The sequence below is a fragment of the Bacillus sp. 1780r2a1 genome (assembly GCA_024134725.1).
Classification (GTDB): domain Bacteria; phylum Bacillota; class Bacilli; order Bacillales; family Bacillaceae_H; genus Priestia; species Priestia aryabhattai_A.
On the sequence record CP099863.1, the window covers coordinates 3,638,559 to 3,662,857 of the forward strand.

Sequence of the window (24,299 nt, forward strand, 5' to 3'; positions counted from 1 at the left end):
TTAAACAATTCATTCATTATTTTCATAAGAAAAGTCTTTTCCACCATAGCGGGCAGAAAAGACTTTTTCTTATGAGGATTGTACTTTTAATTTTTTAAACTCTTCTGTAAGCATTGGTACGACTTCAAATAAGTCTCCGACAATGCCGTAATCGGCTACTTTAAAGATGTTTGCCTCTGCATCCTTGTTAATAGCCACAATAACTTTTGAATTCGACATCCCAGCTAAATGTTGAATGGCTCCTGAGATACCACAAGCGATATAGAGATCTGGTGTTACGACTTTTCCTGTTTGACCAATTTGAAGTGAGTAATCGCAATACTCCGCGTCACAAGCTCCACGGGATGCTCCAACTGCTCCACCAAGCACATCAGCTAATTCTTCTAGCGGCTTAAATCCGCCTTCGCTTTTTACACCACGTCCACCTGCAATAACCACTTTTGCTTCTGATAAATCTACCCCTTGAGTGGCTTTACGAACTACTTCTTTTACAATTGTACGTAGATTTTTAATTTCCACATCAAGTTCTTTTATATCTCCTGTACGGTTCGTATCTTTTTCCAACACTGAAATATTGTTTGGACGAATAGTAGCAAAAATAAAGTCGTCTGTAGAAATTTTCTTTTCAAACGCTTTTCCTGAATAAATTGGACGAGTAAAAACTAAGTTTCCACCTGCTACTTCAAGCGCTGTTACGTCTGATATCAGTCCTTTATCTAGACGAGCAGCCAGTTTAGGCGATAAATCTTTTCCTAAAGCCGTATGACCAAATATAATTGCGTTTGGTTTTTCTTCTTGAATAACAGTCAAGAGTGCTTGTGCGTAGCCATCAGATGTGTAGGAAGCCAAATCATCATGCTCAATTACAATGACTCGGTTTGCTCCGTAATGAATGAGTTCTTCCCCTAAATCTTTTACCCCTTTACCAACAAGAACTCCAACCACTTCTCCACCCTCGGCAACCGCTGTACCTGCCGCAATTGCTTCAAATGATACGTGTCGTAATGCACCTTCTCTTGCTTCTCCTAACACCAATACTTTGCGTCCCATCTCGATTCCCCCATTATCCTAAGCGTTTTTAAACTACTTTTGCTTCTGAATGCAATAGCGTAACCAACTCTTTTACCTGATCTTGAATATCGCCACTTAAAACCCGTCCTGCTTCCTTTTTAGGCGGTAAATAAATTTCGATTGTTTTTGTTTTTGCTTCAACATCATCTTCATCTAAATCTAAATCATCTAATTCCAGCTCTTCTAGCGGCTTCTTTTTCGCTTTCATAATACCTGGTAAAGATGGATAACGTGGTTCATTTAGACCTTGTTGCGCAGTAACCAGCAGCGGTAACGTTGTCTCAATAACTTCTGAGTCACCCTCTACATCTCTTACAACTGTTACGCTTGTTCCATTGATATCAAGCTTGGTTACCGTTGTAACGTACGGAATTTCTAATAATTCAGCGACACGTGGACCAACTTGGCCTGATCCTCCGTCGATTGCCACGTTTCCTGCTAAAACTAAATCCGGCGATTGGTCTTTTAAATACTGCGCTAAAATTTTAGCTGTTGTATATTGGTCTCCATACTCAACATCGTCTTCAATGTTAATTAACACTGCTTTGTCAGCTCCCATTGCGAGTGCTGTACGAAGCTCTTTTTCTGCTTCTTCACTTCCTACCGTTACAACCGTGATTTCTCCCCCGTGCTTATCTTTCAGCTGAATTGCTTCCTCTACTGCATATTCATCGTAAGGGTTAATAATAAACTCTGCTCCATCTTCTGCAATTTGACCGTTTTGTAAAGCGATTTTCTCCTCAGTATCGAATGTTCTTTTTAATAAAACATAAATATTCATTTATTTCCCCTCCTAAAGATAGTTACTTCCCAACAAACTTTGGCTCTCTTTTTTCAATAAAAGCCGTAACGCCTTCTTTTGCATCTTCTGTATTGAATACGCTTCCAAAAAGGTGCGCTTCTTTTTCTACACCCTCGTAATAACGGTTCGTTTTTGTATACTGTAGTAATTCAAGAGTTGCTTTTACAGAACTTGGGCTCTTTTTAGCAATAGCTTCTGCTATCGCTGTTACTTTTGAATGCAGTTCCTCCTCTTCGTAGGAAGCATTCGCTAGTCCAAGAGTTACCGCTTCCTTTCCCTTAATTGGTCTGCTTGTTAGCATCATTTCACATGCCTTAGCAGTTCCCACATAGCGTGGTAGTCGCTGGGTACCTGCAAATCCAGGAATGATTCCAAGCTGCAGTTCAGGTAGGCCAAGCTTTGCATCATGCGTAACAAATCGCATGTGGCAGCTCATTGCTAATTCTAACCCGCCGCCTAGAGCCGCTCCATGAATCATGGCAATAATAGGCTTTGAATAATTTTCAATATACTCGAATAAGTCTTGACCTTTTTTAGCTAAGTTTTCATATTGAGTGGACTGTTGTAAGGAAGTAAACTCTTTAATATCGGCTCCTGCACAGAAAAAGCGCCCTTCACCTTTTAGAATAATAGCTCGAGTTTCCTCAATTGTTTCGTACTTTTTTAATAGTTGTGAAAGCTCTTGTAATACGCCTTGAGACAACGCATTAGCAGGTGGGTTATTAAATGTAATAAACGTCATTCCTTGAATTGTTTCACTATACAAAGCGCTCAATTCTACTCACCTCTTGCTTCAATTTATGTAGAGCATGAGCTCTCCCCATTAAAGCGGAGAGCCACTGCATCCATTCATTAATAAATAGTGTACTTTTTTAGATAATTCGCTCAATTCGTAACGTTGATCATTCATCACCCATGTAGTGACCGTTTCATCAATTGTTCCAAATATCATTTGGCGTGCTAAACGAATATCCAAGTTTTCTGGAAACTCTCCTGTTTCAATTCCCTTTTGAAGAATGGTATCAATAACAGTAAGATAATCTTTTAATACATCATTAATTTTCAAACGAAGCTCTTTATTAGATTGTCTTAACTCTAACTGTGTGACAACTGCTAATGAATAATCGCTTGCTAAGAATGAGAAGTGTTTATCAATTAACATATACAGGCGTTCAGAAGCAGTGTTTACTTCAACGATTTCTTCCTGTATTTTTTCAATAAACTGCCCCATCTTTTCTTGAAATAAAGAAATTAATACGTCTTCTTTATTTTTAAAGTATAAATAAATCGTTCCATCAGCTACCCCTGCTTGTTTAGCAATCTTGGAAACCTGAGCATTATGGTAGCCGTTTTCAGCAATAACAATTACTGCTGCATCAATAATTTGCATGTACTTTGGCTTATTTCTTTTCAATCTAGATACGCTCCTTTAAAATATGAATGATGATTCATTCATATTTTTATAATAAAGAAATAAGATGATTCTGTCAATTGTGTTTTATAAAAAAAAGAGACGACGTTTATCACGTCGCCTTTTTTTGGCTTTCTTTTTCTTCCTCAACGAGTGCTCTCCTTAAAATCTTTCCGACTGCTGTTTTCGGAAGTTCTTTTCGAAACTCGTATACCCGAGGAACTTTATATGCCGCTAAATATTGACGTGAAAAAGTATTTAATTCTTCTTCTGTACATGATACACCATTTTTTAGAACAATGTAAGCTTTTACTGTTTCTCCTCTATATTCATCTGGAATCCCAACCACAACGACTTCTTGTACTTTAGGATGTTCATAGAGTATCTCCTCAATTTCACGAGGATAAATATTATATCCCCCTGCAATGATCATATCTTTTTTACGATCTACAATATAGAAGAACCCACTTTCATCCATATAACCAACATCACCTGTTTTCAGCCATCCATCTTGTAACACAGCTTCCGTTTCGTCAGGACGTTTCCAATATCCTTTCATAACCTGTGGACCTTTTACCACAATTTCACCAACTTCATTAATTGGCAAAGCTTCACCAGTTTCAAAAGAAACAATTTTGGCATCTGTATCTGGCCAAGGAACACCGACACTCCCTCTAATTCTCTTTGCCCAAACAAAATTAGAGTGTGTAACTGGAGAAGTTTCGGTTAAGCCGTAACCTTCTACTAACTTTCCTCCCGTTATTTCCTCAAATTTTTCCTGTACTTCAACAGGGAGAGGTGCAGAACCACTAATACATGAATCAATGGATGACAAATTATATTTGCTCAGATCTGGATGGTTTAATAACGCAATATAAATAGTTGGTGCACCTGGAAATAAGGTAGGCCGCTGCTTATGAATCGTTTTTAAAACACTTTCCGCATCAAATTTGGGTAATAAAATCATTTCATAACCTTCTAAAACAGATAAGATGAGTACGGTTGTTAAACCATATACGTGAAAGAACGGTAAAACTCCAAGAATCTTTTCCTGACCTTGTTTGCATCGATAAAGCCAATGAGAGCACATTGTTGCGTTCGCTACTAAATTTTTATGGGTAAGCATAACCCCTTTTGGAAATCCAGTTGTTCCACCAGTATATTGTAATAAGGCAATATCCGCATTAGAAGTAACGTCATATACAAAGATTTCAGATTCTCTTTTACGCTTCATAATAGTTGGGAATAGGTGCGTATCACCCATATGCTCAACTTGAACAGTGATGGTTTGCTGCTTTTTTTGTACATAAGGATATAATAGGTTTTTCGGGAATGGTAAGTAGTCTTTAATTGAAGTTGAAATAACGTGCTTAACTTTTGTTAACGCTTTCACTTTTGAAATGCGTGGATACAATAAATCTAAACCAATAATACATATTGCTTCTGAATCATTTAATTGATACTCTAATTCTCTTTCTGTGTACAACGGATTAGTTTCAACAACGATTCCTCCGGCTAAGAGAACCCCGTAAAAAGAAATAACAGCTTGAGGACAATTGGGCAGCATTATGGCGACTCGATCTCCGTGTTGGACACCTAGTTCCTTTAGGTATACAGCTAACGTAATGGCTTGCTCGTATAGTTCATGAAACGTGAGTCGTTTTCCTAAAAAATGCACAGCACATTTATGAGGATTCTTCTTAGCTGCTTCCTCAAAAAGCTGTGCTAATGTCTTTTCACTGTATGCAAGTGAATGAGGTACTTCAGGTGGATATTGAGAAACCCATGGCTTATCAAGCATACTGCTCCCTCCCTTTATTTTTAAAATTTTCTTTCTTCTTAAAGTATACTACTTTTGAACCAGCGGTTAGCATGACAAATAGTTATAAAAAAAGAGAAGAGGTTTTCACTCTTCTCTTCTCTAACTAACTCATGAAAAAAACAACAAATATATAAGGCCAATCACCATAAACAATCCACATAGTCCAATCAATACTTTTGCCAATAGTTCCATGTCTCTGCTCCCCTATCCAATTCCTGCACCAATGACAAACGACATGCCAACAGAAATAATCAATGAAATCAAGCCGACTGCGCGATTATCCTTTTCAATCTCGTCGTCGATTCGAAACTTTGGTGTTAAAAACTCAAAGATAAAGTAGCTGATTAACAAAAGAACAAATCCATAAATTCCCCAACCCAGCATTGTAAATAAATTATCATTATGCTCAATAGAGTATTTAAAAATATTGGCTAATCCAAATATTTTACCTCCTGTAGCCATGGCAACTGCAAGATTTCCCTTTTGAATCTCTTCCCAATTTTTATACTTTGTTACGAGTTCAAAAATCGCTAAAAATACAACGATACTTAATATAACAACGCTGTAGTAAGCAGCTGATTCCACGTACGGATCTTTCCAAAAATTATCCATTCCTTGCAGCTCTCCTCCCCCTCATTTTCTCTATTACTTAAATTCTACGACAGTAACACCTGTCCCTCCTTCACCAGCTTCGCCAAATCGAGCTGATTTAACCGAACGATGGTTCTTCAAGTATTCTTGCACACCTTTTCGTAAAGCACCAGTTCCTTTTCCATGAATAATAGATACGCGTGGATACCCTGCAAGAAGCGCATCATCTAAATATTTTTCAACTCGACTAAGTGCATTTTCAAATCTTTCTCCTCGAAGATCTAATTCTAAGCTAACGTGATAGTCTTTACCTTTTACCGTTGCAAGAGGCTTTGTTTCAACAGGTTTTGGTGAGTTAATATACTCTAAATCTTTTTCTTTTACTTTCATTTTCATAATGCCCATCTGAACTTGCCACTCATTACTCCCCGTACGCTCAATTAATGTGCCTTTTTGTCCCCATGTTAATACTTTTACTTCATCTCCTGACGACAGAACTCGTTCTTGCTTTTGAGGTTTAGAAACTTTCTTTTTACTCTTCTCCAATGTAGGGACTGCATCTTCTAGACGCTTTCTTGCTTCAATGAGCTCGTGCTCTTTAATCGATGCCTGCTGATTTTTTTGCATTTGTCGTAAATCTCGGATAATGTTTTCTGCTTCTTGTGATGCTTCCTTAATTGTATCTTCAGCTTTTTTTTCTGCTTTTTCATAGAGCTTATCACGCTGTTCATTAAATTCAATGATTTGACGCTGAAGCTCTTGATGAAGCTTTTCAGATTCCTTACGTAACATTTCCGCTTCAACTAGCTCAGCTTCTGATTTACGTCTGCTCTCTTCAAGAGCCGCAATCATGTTTTCTACTTTATTTGTCTCAGAACCAATATAACTCTTAGCATGATCGATGACTTTATCTTCTAGCCCTAGTCGCTTGGAAATTTCGAATGCATTACTTCGTCCTGGTACACCAATTAACAGCTTATAAGTTGGACTCAACGTTTCAATATCAAACTCCACGCTCGCATTTACAACACCAGCCCGGTTATATCCATACGCCTTTAATTCTGGATAGTGAGTGGTTGCAACCACTCTTGCACCGCATCCATATACTTCATCCAAAATCGAAATAGCTAGAGCTGCTCCTTCTTGAGGGTCTGTACCCGCTCCCAGCTCATCAAATAAAACAAGACTTTCGCTATCTACTTTCTTTAAAATATCTACTATATTAACCATATGAGAAGAGAACGTACTTAAACTTTGTTCAATTGATTGCTCATCTCCAATGTCAGCAAATACGTTTTTAAACACTGCCATCTCTGAACCGTCTAGCGCTGGAACTTGAAGACCTGCTTGAGCCATTAATGTAAATAAACCAATTGTTTTTAGCGTAACGGTTTTACCACCTGTATTAGGACCAGTGATAACAATTGACGTATAGTCATTACCAAGCTCAATGTCATTGGCTACCACTTCATCCTGTGAAATCAAAGGATGCTTCGCTTTAAATAGCTTAATGTAACCTCGGTCATTCATTTTTGGCTTTGAAGCTTTTAATTCATGACTATAACGGCCTTTAGCAAACATAAAATCTAATTCACCAAGCAAATAAACATTTTGTCTCAGCTCATTTGCTACTTCTGCTACTTGAGTCGTGAGTTCAATCAAAATCTTCTCGATTTCTTGCTTTTCTTTCATTTTTGCTTCTTGCAATTCATTATTTAACGTAACAATTGCTTGCGGTTCAATAAATAGTGTTGCACCTGAAGATGATTGATCGTGAACGATACCCCCGTAAGCACTTCGATACTCTTGTTTTACCGGAATAACAAATCGGTCATTTCGAATTGTTACAACCGTATCTGAGAGCATTTTTTGAGCAGAAGATGAGCGAACTAAGCTCTCTAGCTTTTGGCGAATACGTGATTCAGTCGAACGAAGTTTTTGACGAATACCTCTCAGCTGTTCGCTAGCACCATCTAGAACTGTTCCATTTTCATCGATACTCATCTTAACTGCTTGCTCTACTTCTGGGAGCGATATTAACTTTTCAATATGTTCTTGAATAATTGGAATTTGAACGTCTTCGTCTTCCGCTAACTGTTCAATAAATTGTCTTAATTGTCTCGCTGCATAAATTGTACCTGCAATATCTAAAAGCTCATTTGGACTTAATGTTCCTCCAATTTCAGCTCGTTTTACGCTTTGTCTCACATCCGAAATTCCTCCCAAAGGGGCATGTCCACGAAGCCTTAGAACCGTTGTTGCTTCATCTGTAGCATCCTGCCATTTTAACACCTGTTCATAGTCTGTAGATGGAACAAGCTGTTCTACTTTTTCTCTTCCTAGAGATGAGGCAACTTTTGTAGCTAGCTGTTCTTTTACTTTATTAAATTCAAGCACTTGAAAGATCCTTGGTTGCAAAATAAATTCCTCCTGATAATTATTACTCTTTATGGCGATTTAAAAATATCTTTAACTCATCTAAATTATACGTATTCAATACTGTTTCAGGCTTTAACCATCCCTTTACGCCAGTTGATACACCAACCTTCATGTCTTCTAACATCTCAAGGTTGTGAGCATCTGTATTAATAGCGATTTTCACCCCTGCTTCTTGTGCTTTTTTAATATGTTCTGCTGCTAAATCTAAGCGATTCGGGTTTGCATTTAACTCAAGCGCAGTATTGGTTTCTTTAGCAAGTGAGATTAACAAATCAATGTCCACATCATATCCTTCTCTTCGACCAATTAAGCGGCCGGTTGGATGTGCAATTAAATCTACATGTTGATTTGTTAATGCATTTTTCAAACGCATCATAATTTCTTCACGTGATTGTGAAAAGCTTGAATGGATAGACGCAATGACAAAGTCCATTTCCGCTAATAAATCGTCTTCATAATCAAGCGTCCCATCTGGTAAAATGTCCATTTCAATTCCTGCTAGAATTGTAAAATCAGTATATTTTTCATTTAACCTCTTTACTTCTTCTCGTTGCTTGCGAATACGTTCTGGTGTTAATCCATTAGCTACTTTTAAATACTGTGAGTGATCGGTAATAGCCATATATTCATAGCCTTTTGCTCGACACGCTTCAGCCATTTCTTCAAGCGAGTAACCTCCATCACTCCAAGTTGAGTGCATATGTAAGTCACCTTTAATATCCTCATGCTTTAAGAGCTCTTGGTTCTTTATAAACACATCTACTTCACGTCCATCTTCTCTCACCTCGGGTGGAATGAATGCTAGTCCAAAATGGTGATAGAACGCTTCTTCTGTTTCAAATGTTTGAAGTTCACCTGTTTCTACGTTTTCCACACCGTACTCACTAATCTTCTCACCGTTTTCTTTGGCTAATTGACGCATGCGAACATTATGATCTTTAGAACCCGTGAAATGATGAAGCGTTGTAACAAAAGCTTCATCTTGGACAAGACGGAAGTCAACAGATACATCATAATCATAGCCTAGCGTAACAGAAACTTTTGTATCTCCATTTGAAATGACATCTTTAACAAGTGGTAGTGATACAAGCTGTTCTCGAACAGCTGCTGGGTTTTCCGTTGAAATGATAAAATCCAAATCTTTTACCGTTTCTTTCATTCGTCTAATACTTCCAGCTTGTGAATATCGAATAATATCTGTCATCGCTTCTAGTTGGCCTAGAATTTCTTCAGCAATTGGCAGCATGAATGCAAGTGGTAAACGCTCTGGTCTTTTTCCATATTCCGCGATTGCAGCTAAAATCTTTTCTTCCGTTTTCTTACCAAAGCCGGCTAATCCCTGAACTTTTTCATTACGGCAAGCTTCTTCTAATGAAATGATGTCCACAATGTCTAGCTCTTTATATAACTTCGCAATCTTTTTCCCACCTAATCCAGGAAGTTTCAAAAGTGGCACTAGTCCTTCGGGAACCTCTGTTTTCAAGTCGTCTAATACGGATGACTGACCTGTCTCTCTAAACTCTTCAATTACCGTCGCCGTACCTTTTCCAATTCCTTGTAGAGCTGTTACGTCTCCAATGTCGCTTAGGCTACGCTCATCGCTTTCAAGAGCTGCAGCAGCTTTACGAAAAGCAGAAATTTTAAATGGATTATCCCCTTTTAACTCCATATATATAGCAATAGTCTCCAAAAGTTTAATAACATCTTTTTTATTCATTATTCAACCTCGATTCAAGATTTATATGTATGAGTACCGTCTATCTTTATCTTTACTATTTTGACACTAAAAAGCTTTATTTACGTTTAGTCCTTCTTCATTATTGTAAAACAAAAAAAGAGGATTTCAAAAGTATTATGCCACTTCTGAGCAATCCTCTCCACTGTCTATTTAAATTAATTACTTATACCATACCGTATTCTGTCCACAAATCTTGAATAACAGATGATAGATAAGGTGTATTTTCTACAATATTTGTAGCAATTGCCGACTGCTGAATCGCCATTTGTACGTCATTTACAGGAAGAACAGCTCCAAGATATAGTAAAATGAATACAAGAACGTAAACCTCTACAAATCCTAATGCTCCTCCTCCCCATCTATTCAACTGACGTAAAATTGGAAGGTCCGTTAAAGCAGTTAGTACAGAACCAACCATACGTAAAACAAGACGGGTTACAAAGAACAAAATCGCAAAGGCAATCATGCGGTAAAACGCATCTTCAAGAAACGCAGGATCTAGTACAAATGAAGCAACGCTTTGCTGTTGCATATTTGGAAACGGAATTAACAAACGTAGTCGAGGTGCTAAATCTGCGCTAAAAATATAGGCCACAATAAACGCTACGGCAAAACTCACAAGATGAACAATTTGTAGTATCAGCCCGCGTTTTAATCCAGTAACAAATCCCAACAGCAGCAGGATAACTAAAATAATGTCTAACATTAGAAGTCTCATTCCTCTTTCCGATGAAGTTTTTTTTCTAACATTTCATATTCTTCTTTGAGCTTTACATACTCATTTACAATATTGACCGCAGTTAGAACAGCTAGTTTATTAATGTCTAAATACGGATTCTTTTTGCTAATCTCCCTCATTTTATCATCAACGATAGAAGCCACTAGTCGAATATGACTAGTACTTTCTGTTCCAACAATTTTATAGGGTTGGCCATATATATCAACTGTCGCACGTGTTTTATCTTGTCCTGACACGAGAAAGTCCTCCGTTCCACGAAAAATCCTAATCAATATCATATCATGAAGAAGACTGCAATGGAAACATATCAATATTTACGTTATTATAAAAAATAGACGTTTATTTGTAAAATAAGTTGACTTACCAGCTTATTGACAAAGAAAGGTGGAGACATATGTCACACGCTGTTTTAACACTGTCATCTGATGACATCTTCAAAATGAAAGCATTTTACACCCCGCATTTACAGGCTAAAGTGCCTGCTGGTGCATTATTTACTGCAAAAACAGGAAGTTGCTCAATCACTGCTTATAGATCTGGAAAAGTCCTTTTTCAAGGAAAAGATGCAGAGATAGAAGCTGAGAAGTGGGGCAAGACAACCGCGCCGACAAAAAAGAAAGTCTCTAAAGCCAATACAACTTTACCTCCAAATTTTAGTGAGCTGTCAGTAATTGGTTCTGATGAGGTAGGTACTGGTGATTACTTCGGTCCAATGACCGTTGTTGCTGCATACGTAAAAAAAGAACAAATTCCATTGTTAAAAGAGCTCGGCGTTCGCGATTCAAAAGATTTAACCGATCAAAAAATCATCTCACTTGCTCAGCAATTAATAAAAATTATCCCATACAGCTTGCTCGTTCTACATAATGAAAAGTACAATACTTTCCAAGAACGCGGGATGACTCAAGGAAAAATGAAAGCACTTCTTCATAATAAAGTCATTTTAAATGTGCTGAATAAGCTTAGTCCTGAAAAGCCAGACGCGATTTTAATTGATCAATTTGTTGAAAAAAATACTTACTACAAGCACATTGCTAACGAGAAAGCAATTGCTAATGAAAACGTATATTTTAGTACAAAAGGCGAAGGCGTACATTTGGCAGTAGCTGCTGCTTCTATTATTGCAAGGTATGCATTTTTAAAACAGATGGATAAGCTTTCGGAAACGGTCGGTATGACCATTCCTCGTGGCGCAGGCAAACAGGTGGATATCGCAGCTGCCTCCATTATTAAAAAGCACGGAGTCAAAGGTTTACACTCCATTGCTAAAACTCACTTCGCAAATACGGAAAAAGCTTTAGCTTTAGTCAAAAAATAAGGAAGCGCCCAAGGGCGCTTCCTTATTTTTTATGAACGTAAACTCGCTTTAAACTGTCCTTCGACCACTTTCAATACATTAGCATGAGCTGCTGATACTTCTTCATCCGTAAGCGTGCGCTCTGGATCTAGATAACGTAAAGAGAAAGCGACAGATTTTTTGCCTTCTTCCATTCTTTCACCATCATATAAGTCAAACACTGCAACTTCTTTCAATAGTTCTCCACCAGCTTCATAAATCGCTCTTTGAAGTTCTCCTGCTAATACTTCCGTATCCACAACAAGAGCAATATCTCTTGTAATTGATGGGAAGCGAGGAATTGCAGAATAGCGAACTTCTTCTATTTTCGCTGCAAAGATTGCTTTTAGGTTTAGTTCAAATACATATGTTTCGCGAAGACCATATTGTTTTTGTGTGACTGGGTGTAGCTGACCAACGTACCCAACTTCTTGACCGTTTAATACAACTGCTGCTGTACGGCCAGGGTGCATGCCCTCTTGGTGTGTAGGTTGATATCCAACTTGATTATTAAGACCTAATGTTGATAATAACCCTTCCACAACACCTTTGACCACATAGAAATCAGCTGCTTTCTTTTCGCCTTGCCAGCTGTGAGAATGCCATAAGCCTGTAATTGCACCCGCTACTCTCTCTTCTTCTGTTGGTAGCTTACCTTCTTCTGTGCCTAAGAACACAGAACCTGTTTCATATAACGCAATTGAATCCGTTTGACGGGCGTTATTATGTTTCACAGCTTCAAGTAAGTGTGGTACTAAGCTTTGACGAAGAACGCTACGGTCTTCACTCATTGGCATTGCTAGGCGAACTGTTAATGCAGTATTTAATGCAAACTGTGTTGCTTTATCCGCACTTGTTAATGAATATGTTGTTGTTTGAGCTAACCCAGCCCCTTCTAAGAAACGGCGTACTTTACGACGCTTTAGCTGATAATCTGATAAACGACCTGGCGTTGCTACAGTCACAGGAAGAGTTGTTGGCAGATGATCGTATCCATACATACGAGCTACTTCTTCCACGATATCTTCTTCAATTGTAATATCACCGCGACGCGTTGGAACGGTTACAATGATAGTATCCTCTTCCACTTTGCTTTCAAACTGAAGGCGATTCATGATTTCTTGAACTTCGTCCATTTCTAATTCTGTACCAAGAACGTGGTTAATACGCTCAAGCGCTACAGATACTACAGCAGGCTCAATTGTCATTTCATCAAATTCAACTGTTCCTGAAATAATTTCCCCACCAGCATACGCAGCCATTAGTTCAGCAGCACGATCAGCTGCTACGCGCGTACGGCTTGGGTCGATTCCTTTTTCAAAACGTGCACTTGCTTCACTGCGCAAACCGTGTTCTTTAGAAGTCTGGCGCACAGATAATCCGCGGAAGTAAGCAGATTCAATTAACACATTGACCGTGTCATCTTGCACTTCAGAATTCGCGCCTCCCATTACACCAGCCAAGGCAATTGGATCTTTGCCATTTGTAATAACAAGCTGATTTCCTTTCAGTACGCGTTTTTGATCATCAAGAGTTACAATTTCTTCACCTTCTTTTGCACGACGAACAACAACTTCTTTTGAGCCAAGACGATCATAATCAAACGCATGAAGTGGTTGGCCGTATTCAAGTAAAATGTAGTTTGTAATATCAACTACGTTATTATGTGGTCGAATGCCAGCTGCCATCAAGCGCGTTTGCATCCACAGTGGTGATGGCGCAATCTTAACATTTTTTACAACACGTGCTACGTATAGCGGATTATCCTCTTTTGCTTCTACTGCAACTGAAATGTAATCAGATGCTTTTTCTTCCGATTCTTGAAGCTCCACCTTTGGATATTTCACTTCGCGATTTAAGATTGCTGCTACTTCATGAGCTACGCCTAGCATACTTAAACAGTCTGAGCGATTTGGCGTTAATCCAAGCTCTAATACTTCATCATACAAGTTCAATGCCTCTAAAGCATCTGCTCCAACTTCAGCATCATTTGGGAATACGAAGATTCCTTCTTGATAGTCTTTTGCGACAAGCTTGCTTTCAATTCCAAGCTCTTGAAGAGAACAAATCATGCCGTTTGATTCTTCACCGCGAAGCTTAGCGCGTTTAATTTTAAAATTACCTGGTAATACGGCGCCCACTTTAGCTACGGCTACCTTTTGACCTTGTGCTACGTTTGGAGCACCACAAATGATTTGAACCGTTTCATCCCCAAGGTTAACTTGACAACGGCTTAACTTATCTGCGTTTGGATGTTGTTCACGTTCTACGACATGACCGATAACAACACCACTTATCCCTTTATTTAATTTTTCTACACCTTCAACTTCAATTCCACTTTTTGTGACTTTATCAGCAAGCTCTTCTGCTTTTACTCCTGATAAATCTACATATTCTTGCAACCAACGATATGATACAAACATGTTAGTCCCTCCTTTATACTTGTTTGAATTGATTTAAGAAACGAGCATCATTTGTATAGAAATGACGAATATCATCAACGCCGTGCTTTAACATAGCGATACGTTCTACACCGATTCCAAATGCAAAGCCGCGATATTTCTTCGAATCATAGCCGGCCATTTCAAGTACATTTGGGTGTACCATACCAGCACCTAAAATTTCAATCCACCCTGTTTGCTTACAAACGTTGCAGCCTTTCCCTCCACATTTAGCACACGATACATCTACTTCAACAGATGGTTCAGTAAATGGGAAAAAGCTTGGACGCAGACGAATTTCACGCTCAGCCCCGAACATTTTTTTCACAAACACTTCAAGTGTTCCTTTTAAGTCACTCATGCGAATATTTTCATCTACCACTAAACCTTCAATTTGCATAAATTGATGGGAATGCGTAGCGTCATCATCATCGCGACGATATACTTTACCAGGACAAATGATTTTAATTGGACTTTTTTCTTCATTTCCATTCATTACGCGCGCTTGTACAGTTGATGTATGAGTACGCAATAACGTTTCTTCGGTAATGTAGAACGTATCCTGCATATCACGAGCAGGGTGACCTTTTGGTAAATTTAACGCTTCGAAGTTGTAGTAATCTTGCTCTACTTCAGGCCCTTCAGCTACTTCATAGCCCATGCCTAGGAATAAATCTTCAACCTCTTCAATTACGCTTGTTAACGGATGATGCGTACCCACTTTAACTGGTCGGCCAGGCAGTGTTACATCAATTGTTTCTGAAGCTAGCTTGCGGTTAATTTCCTCTGCTTCTAGCGCTACCTGCTTTTCTTCAATCTTTGAAGCAATTGCTTCACGTACTTCATTTGCCAGTGCCCCCATTACAGGACGCTCTTCAGCAGATAATTTCCCCATTCCGCGAAGTACTTCTGTAATTGGTCCTTTTTTTCCTAAATAAGCTACACGTACATCATTCAATGCTTTTAAATCTTTTGAGTCATTAACTTTAACAATGGCTTCTTGTTGCAGCTCTTGTAAACGCTCTTTCATTGAATAATCCTCCTTTTGTTTTAAAAAATTGCAAATAAAAAAACCTCTCCCCAAAAAGGGACGAGGTTTAATCGCGTTACCACCCTTGTTAACCATACAAAAGCATGGTTCACTTCATTAACGTTAACGGAATATCCGGAACACCTTTACATCAAAAATGATGGTCCAAGTGTCAACTCAAGAGGTGAATTCACTTATCACGCTTATAAAAATGCTTTCAGTCACGGCATTTTCTCCCTGAATAACGTTACATAAGCTACTGCTCTCTATCACTGCTTTTCGCATATTTAGCTATTGTATTATTATAGTGAAAACGGCTAGCCGTTGCAACTACATTCCACGTAAATAGTACATTAAAATTGCTGATGCAATTGCTACATTTAAGGATTCACTCTTTCCAAAGATCGGTATATATAAGTTCTGGTCCGTTTCACTCAGCACCGTTGAGCTTACACCGTTCCCTTCGTTACCAACAATCAGAGCAAAAGCTTCTGGCTTTTCAACTTCTGTATACACCGAAGCATTTTGTAAGGATGTACCATACACGTTAATTCCAAGTTCCTTTATCTCTTTAATCGCACTAATTAAATCTTTCTTAATAACAGGCAAGTTGAAAATTGCACCTTGAGTCGAACGGATGACTTTACTATTATAAACATCTACACAGCCTTCTCCAATAATGACCGCATCGATTCCAGCCGCTTCGGCTGTCCGAATAATAGTTCCTACATTACCTGGATCTTGGACGGCATCTAACAGTACTAATCGACGCGCTGTCTGTATAACTGATGATGACTGGTTCTGGTAACATACTGCGGCAATTCCCTGGGGGGTTTCCGTATCAGCAATTGCTTTAATAACAGCAGACGTCACCACAATAATCTCAATCGTATCAACATTCCAATGCGATGGAATATCAACGTTATCAGCAACAATGAGATGCTTAATCATTTCTCTTTGGTTCAAGGCTTCTTCCACAAGATGAAAACCTTCCACCAAAAACAATCCTTGATTATCACGTTCTTTTTTTGTGTGTAATTTTTTCCATAGTTTAACCTGTGGGTTCTTCACGGAATCAATGCGCTTCACCAAACATAACTCCTCTATTTATCAATTTCAGTTACGATACATAAATTGAATGTGACATACACAAACTATTTTTGATTTTACTATCTATAGTTGAGGTGATCACGATGGATCTTAATTTACGAAATGCTATTATATCAAATGTTTCAGGTAATTCTCAAGAAGAGCTTGAAGCAACGATTATGGATGCTATTAAAAGCGGTGAAGAAAAAATGCTTCCGGGTCTAGGGGTGCTTTTCGAAGTACTATGGGAAAACTCACCTAAAAGTGAAAAAGAAGAAATTTTAACAACCCTTGAAAATAGCTTAAAGTAAGTATAAAAGGTGCACTCAAACTGAGTGCACCTTTTGTTTTATTCAAACGTAATTTTATTAACCGTTTCACGATCAAGTTTTTTAATCACTTCTGTAATTAACTTCACAGCATTTTCATAATCGTCGCGATGTAACATTGCAGCGTGTGAATGAATATAGCGAGTAGCAATTGTAATAGATAGTGCAGGTACTCCGTTAGCTGAAATATGAATAGCGCCTGAATCAGTACCACCGCCTGATATCGCATCAAATTGGTATGGAATGTTCATTTCATCAGCTACGTCTGTTACAAAGTCACGTAGACCTTTATGAGAAACCATCGATGCATCATATAAAATGATTTGCGGACCTTCACCCATTTTTGACGCTGCTTCTTTCTCTGACACCCCAGGCGTATCACCAGCAATACCTACATCTACCCCAAATGCAATATCAGGTTGAATAAGATTAGCTGATGTTTTTGCACCGCGTAAGCCCACTTCTTCTTGAGCTGTTCCAACACCGTATACAACGTTTGGATGCTCTTGCCCCTTTAAATTTTTGAGCACATCAATAGCAATAGCACAGCCGATACGATTATCCCATGCTTTTGCTAACAGCATTTTTTCGTTATTCATAACGGTAAATTCAAAATAAGGAACGATTTGATCTCCAGGCTTGACGCCCCACTCCATTGCTTCTTCACGGCTAGATGCGCCGATATCAATAAACATATCCTTAATCTCAACGGTCTTTTTACGCACTTCAGCTGGTAGGATATGCGGTGGTTTAGAACCAATAACCCCTGTAATATCACCTTTACGCGTTACAATTGTGACGCGCTGCGCTAGCATTACTTGCGACCACCAGCCACCTACCGTTTGAAAACGAATGAAGCCTTTATCATCAATTTGAGTAACCATAAAGCCAACTTCATCTAAATGACCTGCAACCATAATTTTAGGGCCTTTTTCATCTCCAACTTTTTCGGCAATAAGGCTTCCAAGTCCGTCTGTTGAAATGCTATCAGCGTAAGATTCAATATATCTTTTCATCACTTCTCTTGGTTCACGTTCGTTTCCAGGAATACCTTTTGCATCAGTTAAGTCTTTTAACATTTGTAATGTTTCATCTAACTTTTTCATCTATTCATACCCCTTTCATATGTATATCTTTTATTATATAAGAAAGCATTTTCAGAGGAAACGGTTTCTTCTTAATACCCTTCATCTTGACGCTTAAAGTTTACTTCATTTTTCATAATATAAGCCGTTTTCACTTCTTCAGCTGCAAAGCCAAGAACTTCTCCAAGTCCCATATATGAAGAGAACGCTTCTATGTACTGTTCTAGGCTTACGGTTGCTTTTAATTGTGTGAGCAAAGAGAACACGTGTAAGAATTGTTCTGTTGCAGTTTCTTTGTCCGCATTAACCGGAAGCTCTTCAATTGAATCAAACCCCCATTCAATCCCTAAAGATAACAAGAAATGAACGCCGTCTACGAACTCTTCTAAAATAATCTTTTTATCTGCTGACGGTTTTAGGCTCCAAAACTTAAAACAACGCGTTTCATTAGCCAGCTCACCTAATTCTACTAATAAAGCAAGAAGCTTGCGTGAAACCAAATCCTCGTTTTGAAGATTATGATTTGTTTCAATATGTTGGTCTAGCTGACGCTGCATGTTAAATAAAGACTTTAAGTTCATATCTAATCTCTCCTAAAATAAAATAAATATTAATATAAAACTAAAAATAAATGAAACCTTTTCCCCTTTTATACGTACTGTTAGGAAACAACCCCTGGCAAGGAGGCGATATTGCTTTGATTGTGCTCTTAATGCGACTATTAGTAATTGCTTTATTAGTCTATTTTGTGCTTTTTATTATACGATATGTTCGAAATCCAAAGCGAAAATTAATGCAAGCCAAAGAGCAAAATGAGTTTTATGTAATTGATGAAGCAGAAAATATTCGTAAAAACTTAGAACTAACGTATAAAGGTATTTTGTTTGAAGGTGAAAAATATATAAATGAACAAGTTTTTTCTATTACTATGTTATTAAAAAATCCTGACCAGCTCAATGATTTAACTCATGAAGATATAAGATCAGTGTCCACTAAGGTATCAACTTTATATCCAAAAGCTATTATTACCTGGAAAAGTCCTGTACGAGAGTTTTTAAAGAAAGAGCCACAAAAGCAGTAGCTTTTGGGCTTTTTTAGTGAGAGAACATTTGAAAAACAATGTGCTTACTTCTAGTTGAAAAAAGCCTCTTTGCTTGGCCTAACTTCCATTACAAATTTCTCCCTTTCCGCAGGGTAAGTACCGAGCCTCCTCGTAAACTGGGGGATCTCGCCCTGCTCACTACTCATCTAGTTTGAAAACTATTTCTGGAAACATTAAGTCTTTCATTACTATTCGTTGATAATCAGCTTCTACTTCATAAATTTTCACGCCTTCATTGTCTGCCCCACTTCGTTCTTCACATTATTTACATATAGATTAGCAATAAAGCCACATGAATGATTACTAAAGAAGGGAGACCCAAACGAAAGCTTGCATGCTTTGTTTTATGACGATAGAGATTCATGCCAATCGTTGCCCCTAGAGCTCCTCCTATAATAGCAATAGTCCAAATAGTCTGCTCTTTAATTCTCCATTCATTTCGCTTAGCTCTCTTTTTGTCTGTATTCATTACGTATAAGCCAACAAGATTAATAAACACTGCGTATATTATCAAAAACAAAAATAATCCCTCCAATAAACAAAAAAAGCCTTGCTACCTCGTGGTAACAAGACTTTTCAGTAGAAAATTACTTTTCTAAACCTTTTTTAGCAGCTGCTGCTAATTCAGCAAATGCTTTTTCGTCAGCTACAGCTAAGTCAGCAAGCATTTTACGGTTAACTTCAATACCTGCTAATTTTAATCCGTGCATTAAACGGCTGTAAGAAAGACCGTTCATACGAGCTGCTGCATTGATACGTGTGATCCATAATTTACGGAAATCACGTTTTTTCTGACGACGGTCACGATAAGCATACATGTATGATTTCATTACTTGCTGATTAGCAACTTTGTATAATCTATGCTTTGAACCGAAGAAACCTTTGGCTAATTTTAAAACTTTTTTACGACGTTTGCGTGTTACTGTACCGCCTTTTACGCGTGGCATAATTGTTACCTCCTGTTATGTTTCTATCTCAACCCAAATTACTTAATGTTATCTAATAAGTGACGAATACGTTTGAAGTCACCTTTGCTTACTAAAGAACCTTTACGTAATTTACGTTTTTGTTTAGTAGATTTGTTAGCGAATAAGTGACTAGTGTAAGCACGAGCACGCTTTAACTTACCGCTTCCAGTTTTTTTGAAACGCTTTGCAGCGCCACGATGTGTTTTCATTTTTGGCATGGGGTGTTCCTCCTCGTTCTATTACTTTTCGTTTTTAGGTGCAAGCACTAAGAACATGCTGCGTCCTTCCATTTTTGGAGCTGATTCAACTGAACTAATATCAGCGCAAGCCTCTGAAAAACGATCAAGTACTTTTTGTCCAATTCCTTTATGAGTAATAGCACGACCCTTAAAACGAATTGACGCTTTTACTTTATCACCTTTTTCAAGGAACTTACGTGCGTTACGAAGTTTTGTGTTAAAATCATGCTCATCGATTGTTGGGCTTAAACGAACTTCTTTTAAGTTAACAACCTTTTGGTTTTTACGAGCTTCTCTTTCTTTACGCTGTTGCTCGTAGCGGAACTTACCGTAGTCCATAATACGACATACAGGTGGTTTCGCGTTTGCAGCAACCATTACTAAGTCAAGATTTGCTCGTGCAGCAATATCAAGTGCTTCATTTTTTGATTTAATTCCTAATTGCTCACCGTTTTGATCAATTAGACGAACTTCGCGAGCTCGAATGCCCTCGTTTACCATCATGTCCTTGCTAATAAGTAGCCACCTCCAAGGTTTAATGAATGAATACGCTTGTGTAGATGTTGAGTATACACACAAAAAAGCGTGAGTACACAATGCACCCACACTACTATCGTTAAAAGTAAATACGATGTCAACCTGCTAACTGCTCTATAGGCGTCAATCAGGTGAGAAGCGGGTGCTTCTTCTTCTGCACAAACAAGTATTCAATTACTTAAGCTATTATAGTATCAACAAAGACAAAAGTCAATGATTTCGTTCTTTATTTAACAACAAAAATTATTTTACCAAAGGAAAAACATTTATGCAACATTTTTTTTGCTTTTTTTAAAAAAGGAAAGTGGAGAGGGTCCCCTCTCCACTTTTTTATTAGCGAGTAATTTCTACTTTTAGCCCTGCTAAGAACTGTTCAAAATCAACAGTTTCTGAATTTTGCTCGCCGTATTTACGCACATTGACTGCTTTTTCTTCTACTTCTTTATCTCCCACTACTAGCATGTAAGGGATTTTTTGCATTTGAGCTTCACGAATTTTATAACCAATTTTTTCTTCACGTGAATCTAGTTCCACGCGCACCCCTGCTAACTGAAGTTTCTCTTGAACTTCTTTTGCATAGTCTAAGTGAACTGTTGGAGATACTGGAATCACCTGAACTTGAACAGGTGCTAACCATGTTGGGAACGCCCCTTTGTATTCTTCAATTAAAAAGGCTACAAAGCGTTCCATTGTTGACACAACACCGCGGTGAATAACAACTGGACGATGTTGCTTCCCATCTTCTCCAATATATGTTAAATCAAAGCGTTCTGGTAATAAGAAATCTAGCTGTACTGTTGAAAGAGTTTCTTCTTTTCCAAGAGCCGTTTTAACTTGAACGTCAAGCTTTGGACCATAGAATGCCGCTTCTCCTTCTGCTTCATAGTAATCTAAACCAAGCTCATCCATTGCGTCCTTTAACATCGTTTGTGCTTTTTCCCACATTGCATCATCATCAAAGTACTTTTCTGTATCTTCTGGATCGCGATATGATAAGCGGAACGAATAGTTTTCAAAGCCAAAATCCTTATATACAGCTTCTACTAAACGAACAACACGAATTAGCTCCTCTTTAATTTGATCTGGACGAACAAAAATGTGCGCGTCATTTAGCGTCATACCACGAACACGCTGAAGACCAGCAAGTGCACCGGACATTTCATAACGGTGCATCGTACCTAGCTCTGCGATACGAATCGGTAATTCACGGTAGCTATGAATATCATTTTTATATACCATCATATGGTGCGGACAGTTCATTGGACGAAGAACTAAATCTTCATTATCCATTTCCATTGCTGGGAACATGCCGTCTTGATAATGATCCCAGTGACCAGATGTTTTATATAGCTCTACGCTACCTAGGACTGGTGTGTACACGTGTTGATAACCTAGTGCAACTTCTTTATCCACAATATAGCGTTCGATAACGCGACGAATTGTTGCCCCTTTTGGTAACCATAATGGAAGACCTTGTCCAACTTTTTGTGAGTTTGTGAATAAATTAAGCTCTTTACCAATTTTACGGTGATCACGCTCCTTCGCTTCCTCTAATAAGCGTAAGTGCTCATCTAAGTCCGCTTTTTTGAAGAATGCTGTACCGTAGATACGCTGCAACATTTGATTGTTGCTATCTCCACGCCAGTAAGCACCAGCAATATTCAATAGCTTAAATTCTTTAATTTTGCCGGTTGATGGAACATGAACACCGCGACAAAGATCAAAGAACTCGCCTTGTTGATAAATTGTTACAGTCTCACCTGCTGGAATTGCATCGATAAGCTCTAACTTTAATTCATCTCCAACTTCTTTATATAGCTCAATTGCTTCTTCACGAGATACTTCGCGACGCTCAATATCAATATTTGCATTCACAATCTTCTTCATTTCTTTTTCAATTTCAATTAGATTGTCAGGCGTAATGGATTGCTCCATATCAATGTCATAATAAAATCCACTCTCGATAACTGGTCCTACGCCAAGCTGAACCTTTTGATCTTTAAAAACACGCTTAATCGCTTGAGCCATTAAGTGAGCCGTACTGTGACGCATAATTTCAAGTGCTTCACTTGAATCTTGCGTGATGATTTCAAGCTGACCGTCTGCGTAAATTGGTGTACGTAAATCTAAAAGCTCACCGTTTACCTTACCTGCAATTGATTTTTTCTTTAGCCCTGGGCTAATCGATGACGCAATTTGTTCTGTCGTTGTACCTTTAGGATATTCTTTTACTGCACCATCTGGAAATGTCATTGAAATAACTTCTGACATGTGATTCAACTCCTTATTTATCTCAGTATAATCCTGCATAAACTGGTTATTTATGCAAATAAAAAAACTCGTCCCTTAGTAAGGGACGAGTTGTGTATACACGTGGTACCACCCTTGTTTCTGTCTTTCTGCTTAATAAAGCACAATAAAAGACAGCTCGAGGCTTGATAACGGAAATTCCGTCAGTAATTACTAAAGTAAAATACTTGTTTACTACTGAAGTTTAGAGGTGGTAAGGATATAAATCGTGTTAAGAATCTTTCAGCCATGGATTCCCTCTCTAATAAACCGTAAATATAAACTCATGTCCTCATCATTACTTATCGCTAATTAATATTTTTACAATATGAGCCTATTATATTCATTTTTAAAATAGAAATCAACCTCTCAAGTCAGATTCTCTTTTTTTAAAAATGTGGCTTCTTGTTTTGTACATATGATTACTCGCTCTTGGAAAAGGTTTTGAATGGTATAAATGAAATCATGTGTATGCTCACGATCACTATAAATATAAATATGCTCTGGAGATAGCGTAATGAGAGGCGCTATAACGGATGGATCTATGTATAACGACTCATTCTTTTTCATAAATTCCTCAGCTAAATGTTGACGCTGATTTGCTGTTAACAATGTAAAATTTTCATCATAGAGTTGAAATTCACTTTCTTGTGAATACACAACATGTATTGCTTCGCAGTTTGCCTCTTCCGTTAAAATAACTTGTCTGAGCTGTTCAACAAACATTTGATATTCATATTCTAGTTTATATTCATCAATAGCGATTTCTACATAGTATTGTAAGCGAGATCGATAATTCTTTAATCGAAACTGGAGAAAGGACTCAAATGTAAACGTAACGTTGTTCACTAAGAAATCTTGCAGCGCTTCTCTAATTAATAGCTCTTTCGGCATTGAAAAATCCTGTTTTGGTACATCCTCTTTCTCACCCTCTACAATATGATAGACCATGTCTATAATAAGCTGTAGCTCTTGTGAATCTGTATAAAAAAATTTCTGTGTCAAAATCTCACTTAAAATGGACTCTTCTTTCTGCCCTAATATAAAATCTGTCAATACTGGGATTAGCATATCGTGTACAATTTCGTCTCGATTATATGTCACGTCAATTACTAGAAGCTGACTGTTCACAAGTTTAAAGCATTGCGGAGCATATGATAAAGCGCTTCGTTTCGCGCATAGAGACCTGTAAATACCAATTGCTTCTTTCTCATACTTAAAGAAAATTCTCACTAATGTTA

At 38.0% G+C, this 24,299-nt stretch carries 24 protein-coding genes and 2 other annotated features; of the genes, 3 read left to right on the forward strand and 21 right to left on the reverse strand.

What is annotated here, in order from left to right; all coding sequences use genetic code 11:
- Nucleotides 1–69: 69 nt before the first annotated feature.
- From NIZ91_18355 to zapA, 10 genes are all read right to left on the reverse strand, one after another.
- On the reverse strand, nt 70–1,050 hold the full coding sequence (locus tag NIZ91_18355) for an electron transfer flavoprotein subunit alpha/FixB family protein (protein ID USY54669.1): 981 nt from the start codon (nt 1,048–1,050) through the stop codon (nt 70–72).
- Nucleotides 1,051–1,078: 28 nt separating this feature from the next.
- Nucleotides 1,079–1,852 (reverse strand): electron transfer flavoprotein subunit beta/FixA family protein, encoded by a 774-nt coding sequence (locus tag NIZ91_18360; GenBank protein USY54670.1) that lies wholly within the window; start codon nt 1,850–1,852, stop codon nt 1,079–1,081.
- Nucleotides 1,853–1,874: 22 nt separating this feature from the next.
- Nucleotides 1,875–2,615 (reverse strand): enoyl-CoA hydratase, encoded by a 741-nt coding sequence (locus NIZ91_18365; protein ID USY57227.1) that lies wholly within the window; start codon nt 2,613–2,615, stop codon nt 1,875–1,877.
- A gap of 81 nt (nt 2,616–2,696) precedes the next feature.
- Nucleotides 2,697–3,287 (reverse strand): TetR family transcriptional regulator, encoded by a 591-nt coding sequence (locus tag NIZ91_18370; GenBank protein ID USY54671.1) that lies wholly within the window; start codon nt 3,285–3,287, stop codon nt 2,697–2,699.
- Between the two features lie 109 nt (nt 3,288–3,396).
- Complete coding sequence (locus NIZ91_18375) at nt 3,397–5,085, reverse strand: long-chain-fatty-acid--CoA ligase (GenBank protein USY54672.1); 1,689 nt, start codon at nt 5,083–5,085, stop codon at nt 3,397–3,399.
- Nucleotides 5,086–5,310: 225 nt separating this feature from the next.
- Nucleotides 5,311–5,718, reverse strand: a complete 408-nt coding sequence (locus NIZ91_18380) for a DUF350 domain-containing protein (protein ID USY54673.1) — start codon at nt 5,716–5,718, stop codon at nt 5,311–5,313.
- Between the two features lie 33 nt (nt 5,719–5,751).
- Complete coding sequence (locus tag NIZ91_18385) at nt 5,752–8,115, reverse strand: endonuclease MutS2 (protein USY54674.1); 2,364 nt, start codon at nt 8,113–8,115, stop codon at nt 5,752–5,754.
- A 22-nt stretch (nt 8,116–8,137) separates the two neighbouring features.
- Nucleotides 8,138–9,853 carry a DNA polymerase/3'-5' exonuclease PolX gene (gene polX / locus NIZ91_18390; protein USY54675.1) on the reverse strand — a complete coding sequence of 572 codons (1,716 nt, stop codon included), beginning with the start codon at nt 9,851–9,853 and terminating at the stop codon, nt 8,138–8,140.
- 184 nt (nt 9,854–10,037) lie between these two features.
- Nucleotides 10,038–10,580 (reverse strand): CvpA family protein, encoded by a 543-nt coding sequence (locus tag NIZ91_18395; protein USY54676.1) that lies wholly within the window; start codon nt 10,578–10,580, stop codon nt 10,038–10,040.
- Nucleotides 10,581–10,588: 8 nt separating this feature from the next.
- Entirely contained in the window at nt 10,589–10,849 is a 261-nt protein-coding gene (zapA, locus tag NIZ91_18400) for a cell division protein ZapA (GenBank protein ID USY54677.1), read from the reverse strand.
- A 158-nt stretch (nt 10,850–11,007) separates the two neighbouring features.
- On the opposite strand from zapA, the gene rnhC reads away from it, so the two are divergent.
- A complete protein-coding gene (gene rnhC, locus NIZ91_18405) occupies nt 11,008–11,931 on the forward strand; it encodes a ribonuclease HIII (protein USY54678.1) in 924 nt (307 codons plus the stop codon).
- Between the two features lie 29 nt (nt 11,932–11,960).
- On the opposite strand, the gene pheT is transcribed toward rnhC, so the two are convergent.
- The 3 genes from pheT to NIZ91_18420 all read right to left on the reverse strand — a co-directional run bounded on the left by pheT (nt 11,961) and on the right by NIZ91_18420 (nt 16,509).
- Entirely contained in the window at nt 11,961–14,372 is a 2,412-nt protein-coding gene (gene pheT / locus NIZ91_18410) for a phenylalanine--tRNA ligase subunit beta (protein ID USY54679.1), read from the reverse strand.
- 13 nt (nt 14,373–14,385) lie between these two features.
- Complete coding sequence (pheS, locus tag NIZ91_18415) at nt 14,386–15,420, reverse strand: phenylalanine--tRNA ligase subunit alpha (protein USY54680.1); 1,035 nt, start codon at nt 15,418–15,420, stop codon at nt 14,386–14,388.
- A gap of 53 nt (nt 15,421–15,473) precedes the next feature.
- Nucleotides 15,474–15,702 (reverse strand) — a binding site (T-box leader).
- Between the two features lie 48 nt (nt 15,703–15,750).
- Complete coding sequence (locus NIZ91_18420; protein USY54681.1) at nt 15,751–16,509, reverse strand: RNA methyltransferase; 759 nt, start codon at nt 16,507–16,509, stop codon at nt 15,751–15,753.
- Nucleotides 16,510–16,613: 104 nt separating this feature from the next.
- Between NIZ91_18420 and sspI the strand changes: the two genes are divergently transcribed.
- On the forward strand, nt 16,614–16,820 hold the full coding sequence (sspI, locus tag NIZ91_18425) for a small acid-soluble spore protein SspI (GenBank protein ID USY54682.1): 207 nt from the start codon (nt 16,614–16,616) through the stop codon (nt 16,818–16,820).
- Between the two features lie 38 nt (nt 16,821–16,858).
- Here sspI and NIZ91_18430 read toward each other — a convergent pair whose 3' ends face one another.
- Both NIZ91_18430 and NIZ91_18435 read right to left on the reverse strand, forming a co-directional pair.
- Nucleotides 16,859–17,944: a M42 family metallopeptidase gene (locus tag NIZ91_18430; GenBank protein ID USY54683.1), complete on the reverse strand. Its 1,086-nt coding sequence runs from the start codon at nt 17,942–17,944 to the stop codon at nt 16,859–16,861.
- A 71-nt stretch (nt 17,945–18,015) separates the two neighbouring features.
- A complete protein-coding gene (locus NIZ91_18435; protein USY54684.1) occupies nt 18,016–18,504 on the reverse strand; it encodes a dUTP diphosphatase in 489 nt (162 codons plus the stop codon).
- 116 nt (nt 18,505–18,620) lie between these two features.
- Here NIZ91_18435 and NIZ91_18440 point away from each other — a divergent pair, with 116 nt between their 5' ends.
- On the forward strand, nt 18,621–19,004 hold the full coding sequence (locus NIZ91_18440; GenBank protein USY54685.1) for a hypothetical protein: 384 nt from the start codon (nt 18,621–18,623) through the stop codon (nt 19,002–19,004).
- 286 nt (nt 19,005–19,290) lie between these two features.
- On the opposite strand, the gene NIZ91_18445 is transcribed toward NIZ91_18440, so the two are convergent.
- The 6 genes from NIZ91_18445 to NIZ91_18470 form a co-directional block, all read right to left on the reverse strand.
- On the reverse strand, nt 19,291–19,545 hold the full coding sequence (locus NIZ91_18445; GenBank protein USY54686.1) for a DUF1294 domain-containing protein: 255 nt from the start codon (nt 19,543–19,545) through the stop codon (nt 19,291–19,293).
- A gap of 67 nt (nt 19,546–19,612) precedes the next feature.
- On the reverse strand, nt 19,613–19,972 hold the full coding sequence (gene rplT, locus NIZ91_18450) for a 50S ribosomal protein L20 (GenBank protein USY54687.1): 360 nt from the start codon (nt 19,970–19,972) through the stop codon (nt 19,613–19,615).
- A 38-nt stretch (nt 19,973–20,010) separates the two neighbouring features.
- The gene (rpmI, locus tag NIZ91_18455; GenBank protein ID USY54688.1) at nt 20,011–20,211 is read right to left on the reverse strand and encodes a 50S ribosomal protein L35; all 201 of its coding nucleotides are present in this window, start codon (nt 20,209–20,211) and stop codon (nt 20,011–20,013) included.
- A 21-nt stretch (nt 20,212–20,232) separates the two neighbouring features.
- The gene (gene infC / locus NIZ91_18460; GenBank protein USY54689.1) at nt 20,233–20,736 is read right to left on the reverse strand and encodes a translation initiation factor IF-3; all 504 of its coding nucleotides are present in this window, start codon (nt 20,734–20,736) and stop codon (nt 20,233–20,235) included.
- 67 nt (nt 20,737–20,803) lie between these two features.
- Nucleotides 20,804–20,929, reverse strand: a sequence feature (ribosomal protein L20 leader region).
- Between the two features lie 173 nt (nt 20,930–21,102).
- Entirely contained in the window at nt 21,103–23,040 is a 1,938-nt protein-coding gene (thrS, locus tag NIZ91_18465; protein ID USY54690.1) for a threonine--tRNA ligase, read from the reverse strand.
- Between the two features lie 387 nt (nt 23,041–23,427).
- Complete coding sequence (locus NIZ91_18470) at nt 23,428–24,291, reverse strand: putative sporulation protein YtxC (GenBank protein ID USY54691.1); 864 nt, start codon at nt 24,289–24,291, stop codon at nt 23,428–23,430.
- Between the last annotated feature and the right edge of the window lie 8 nt (nt 24,292–24,299).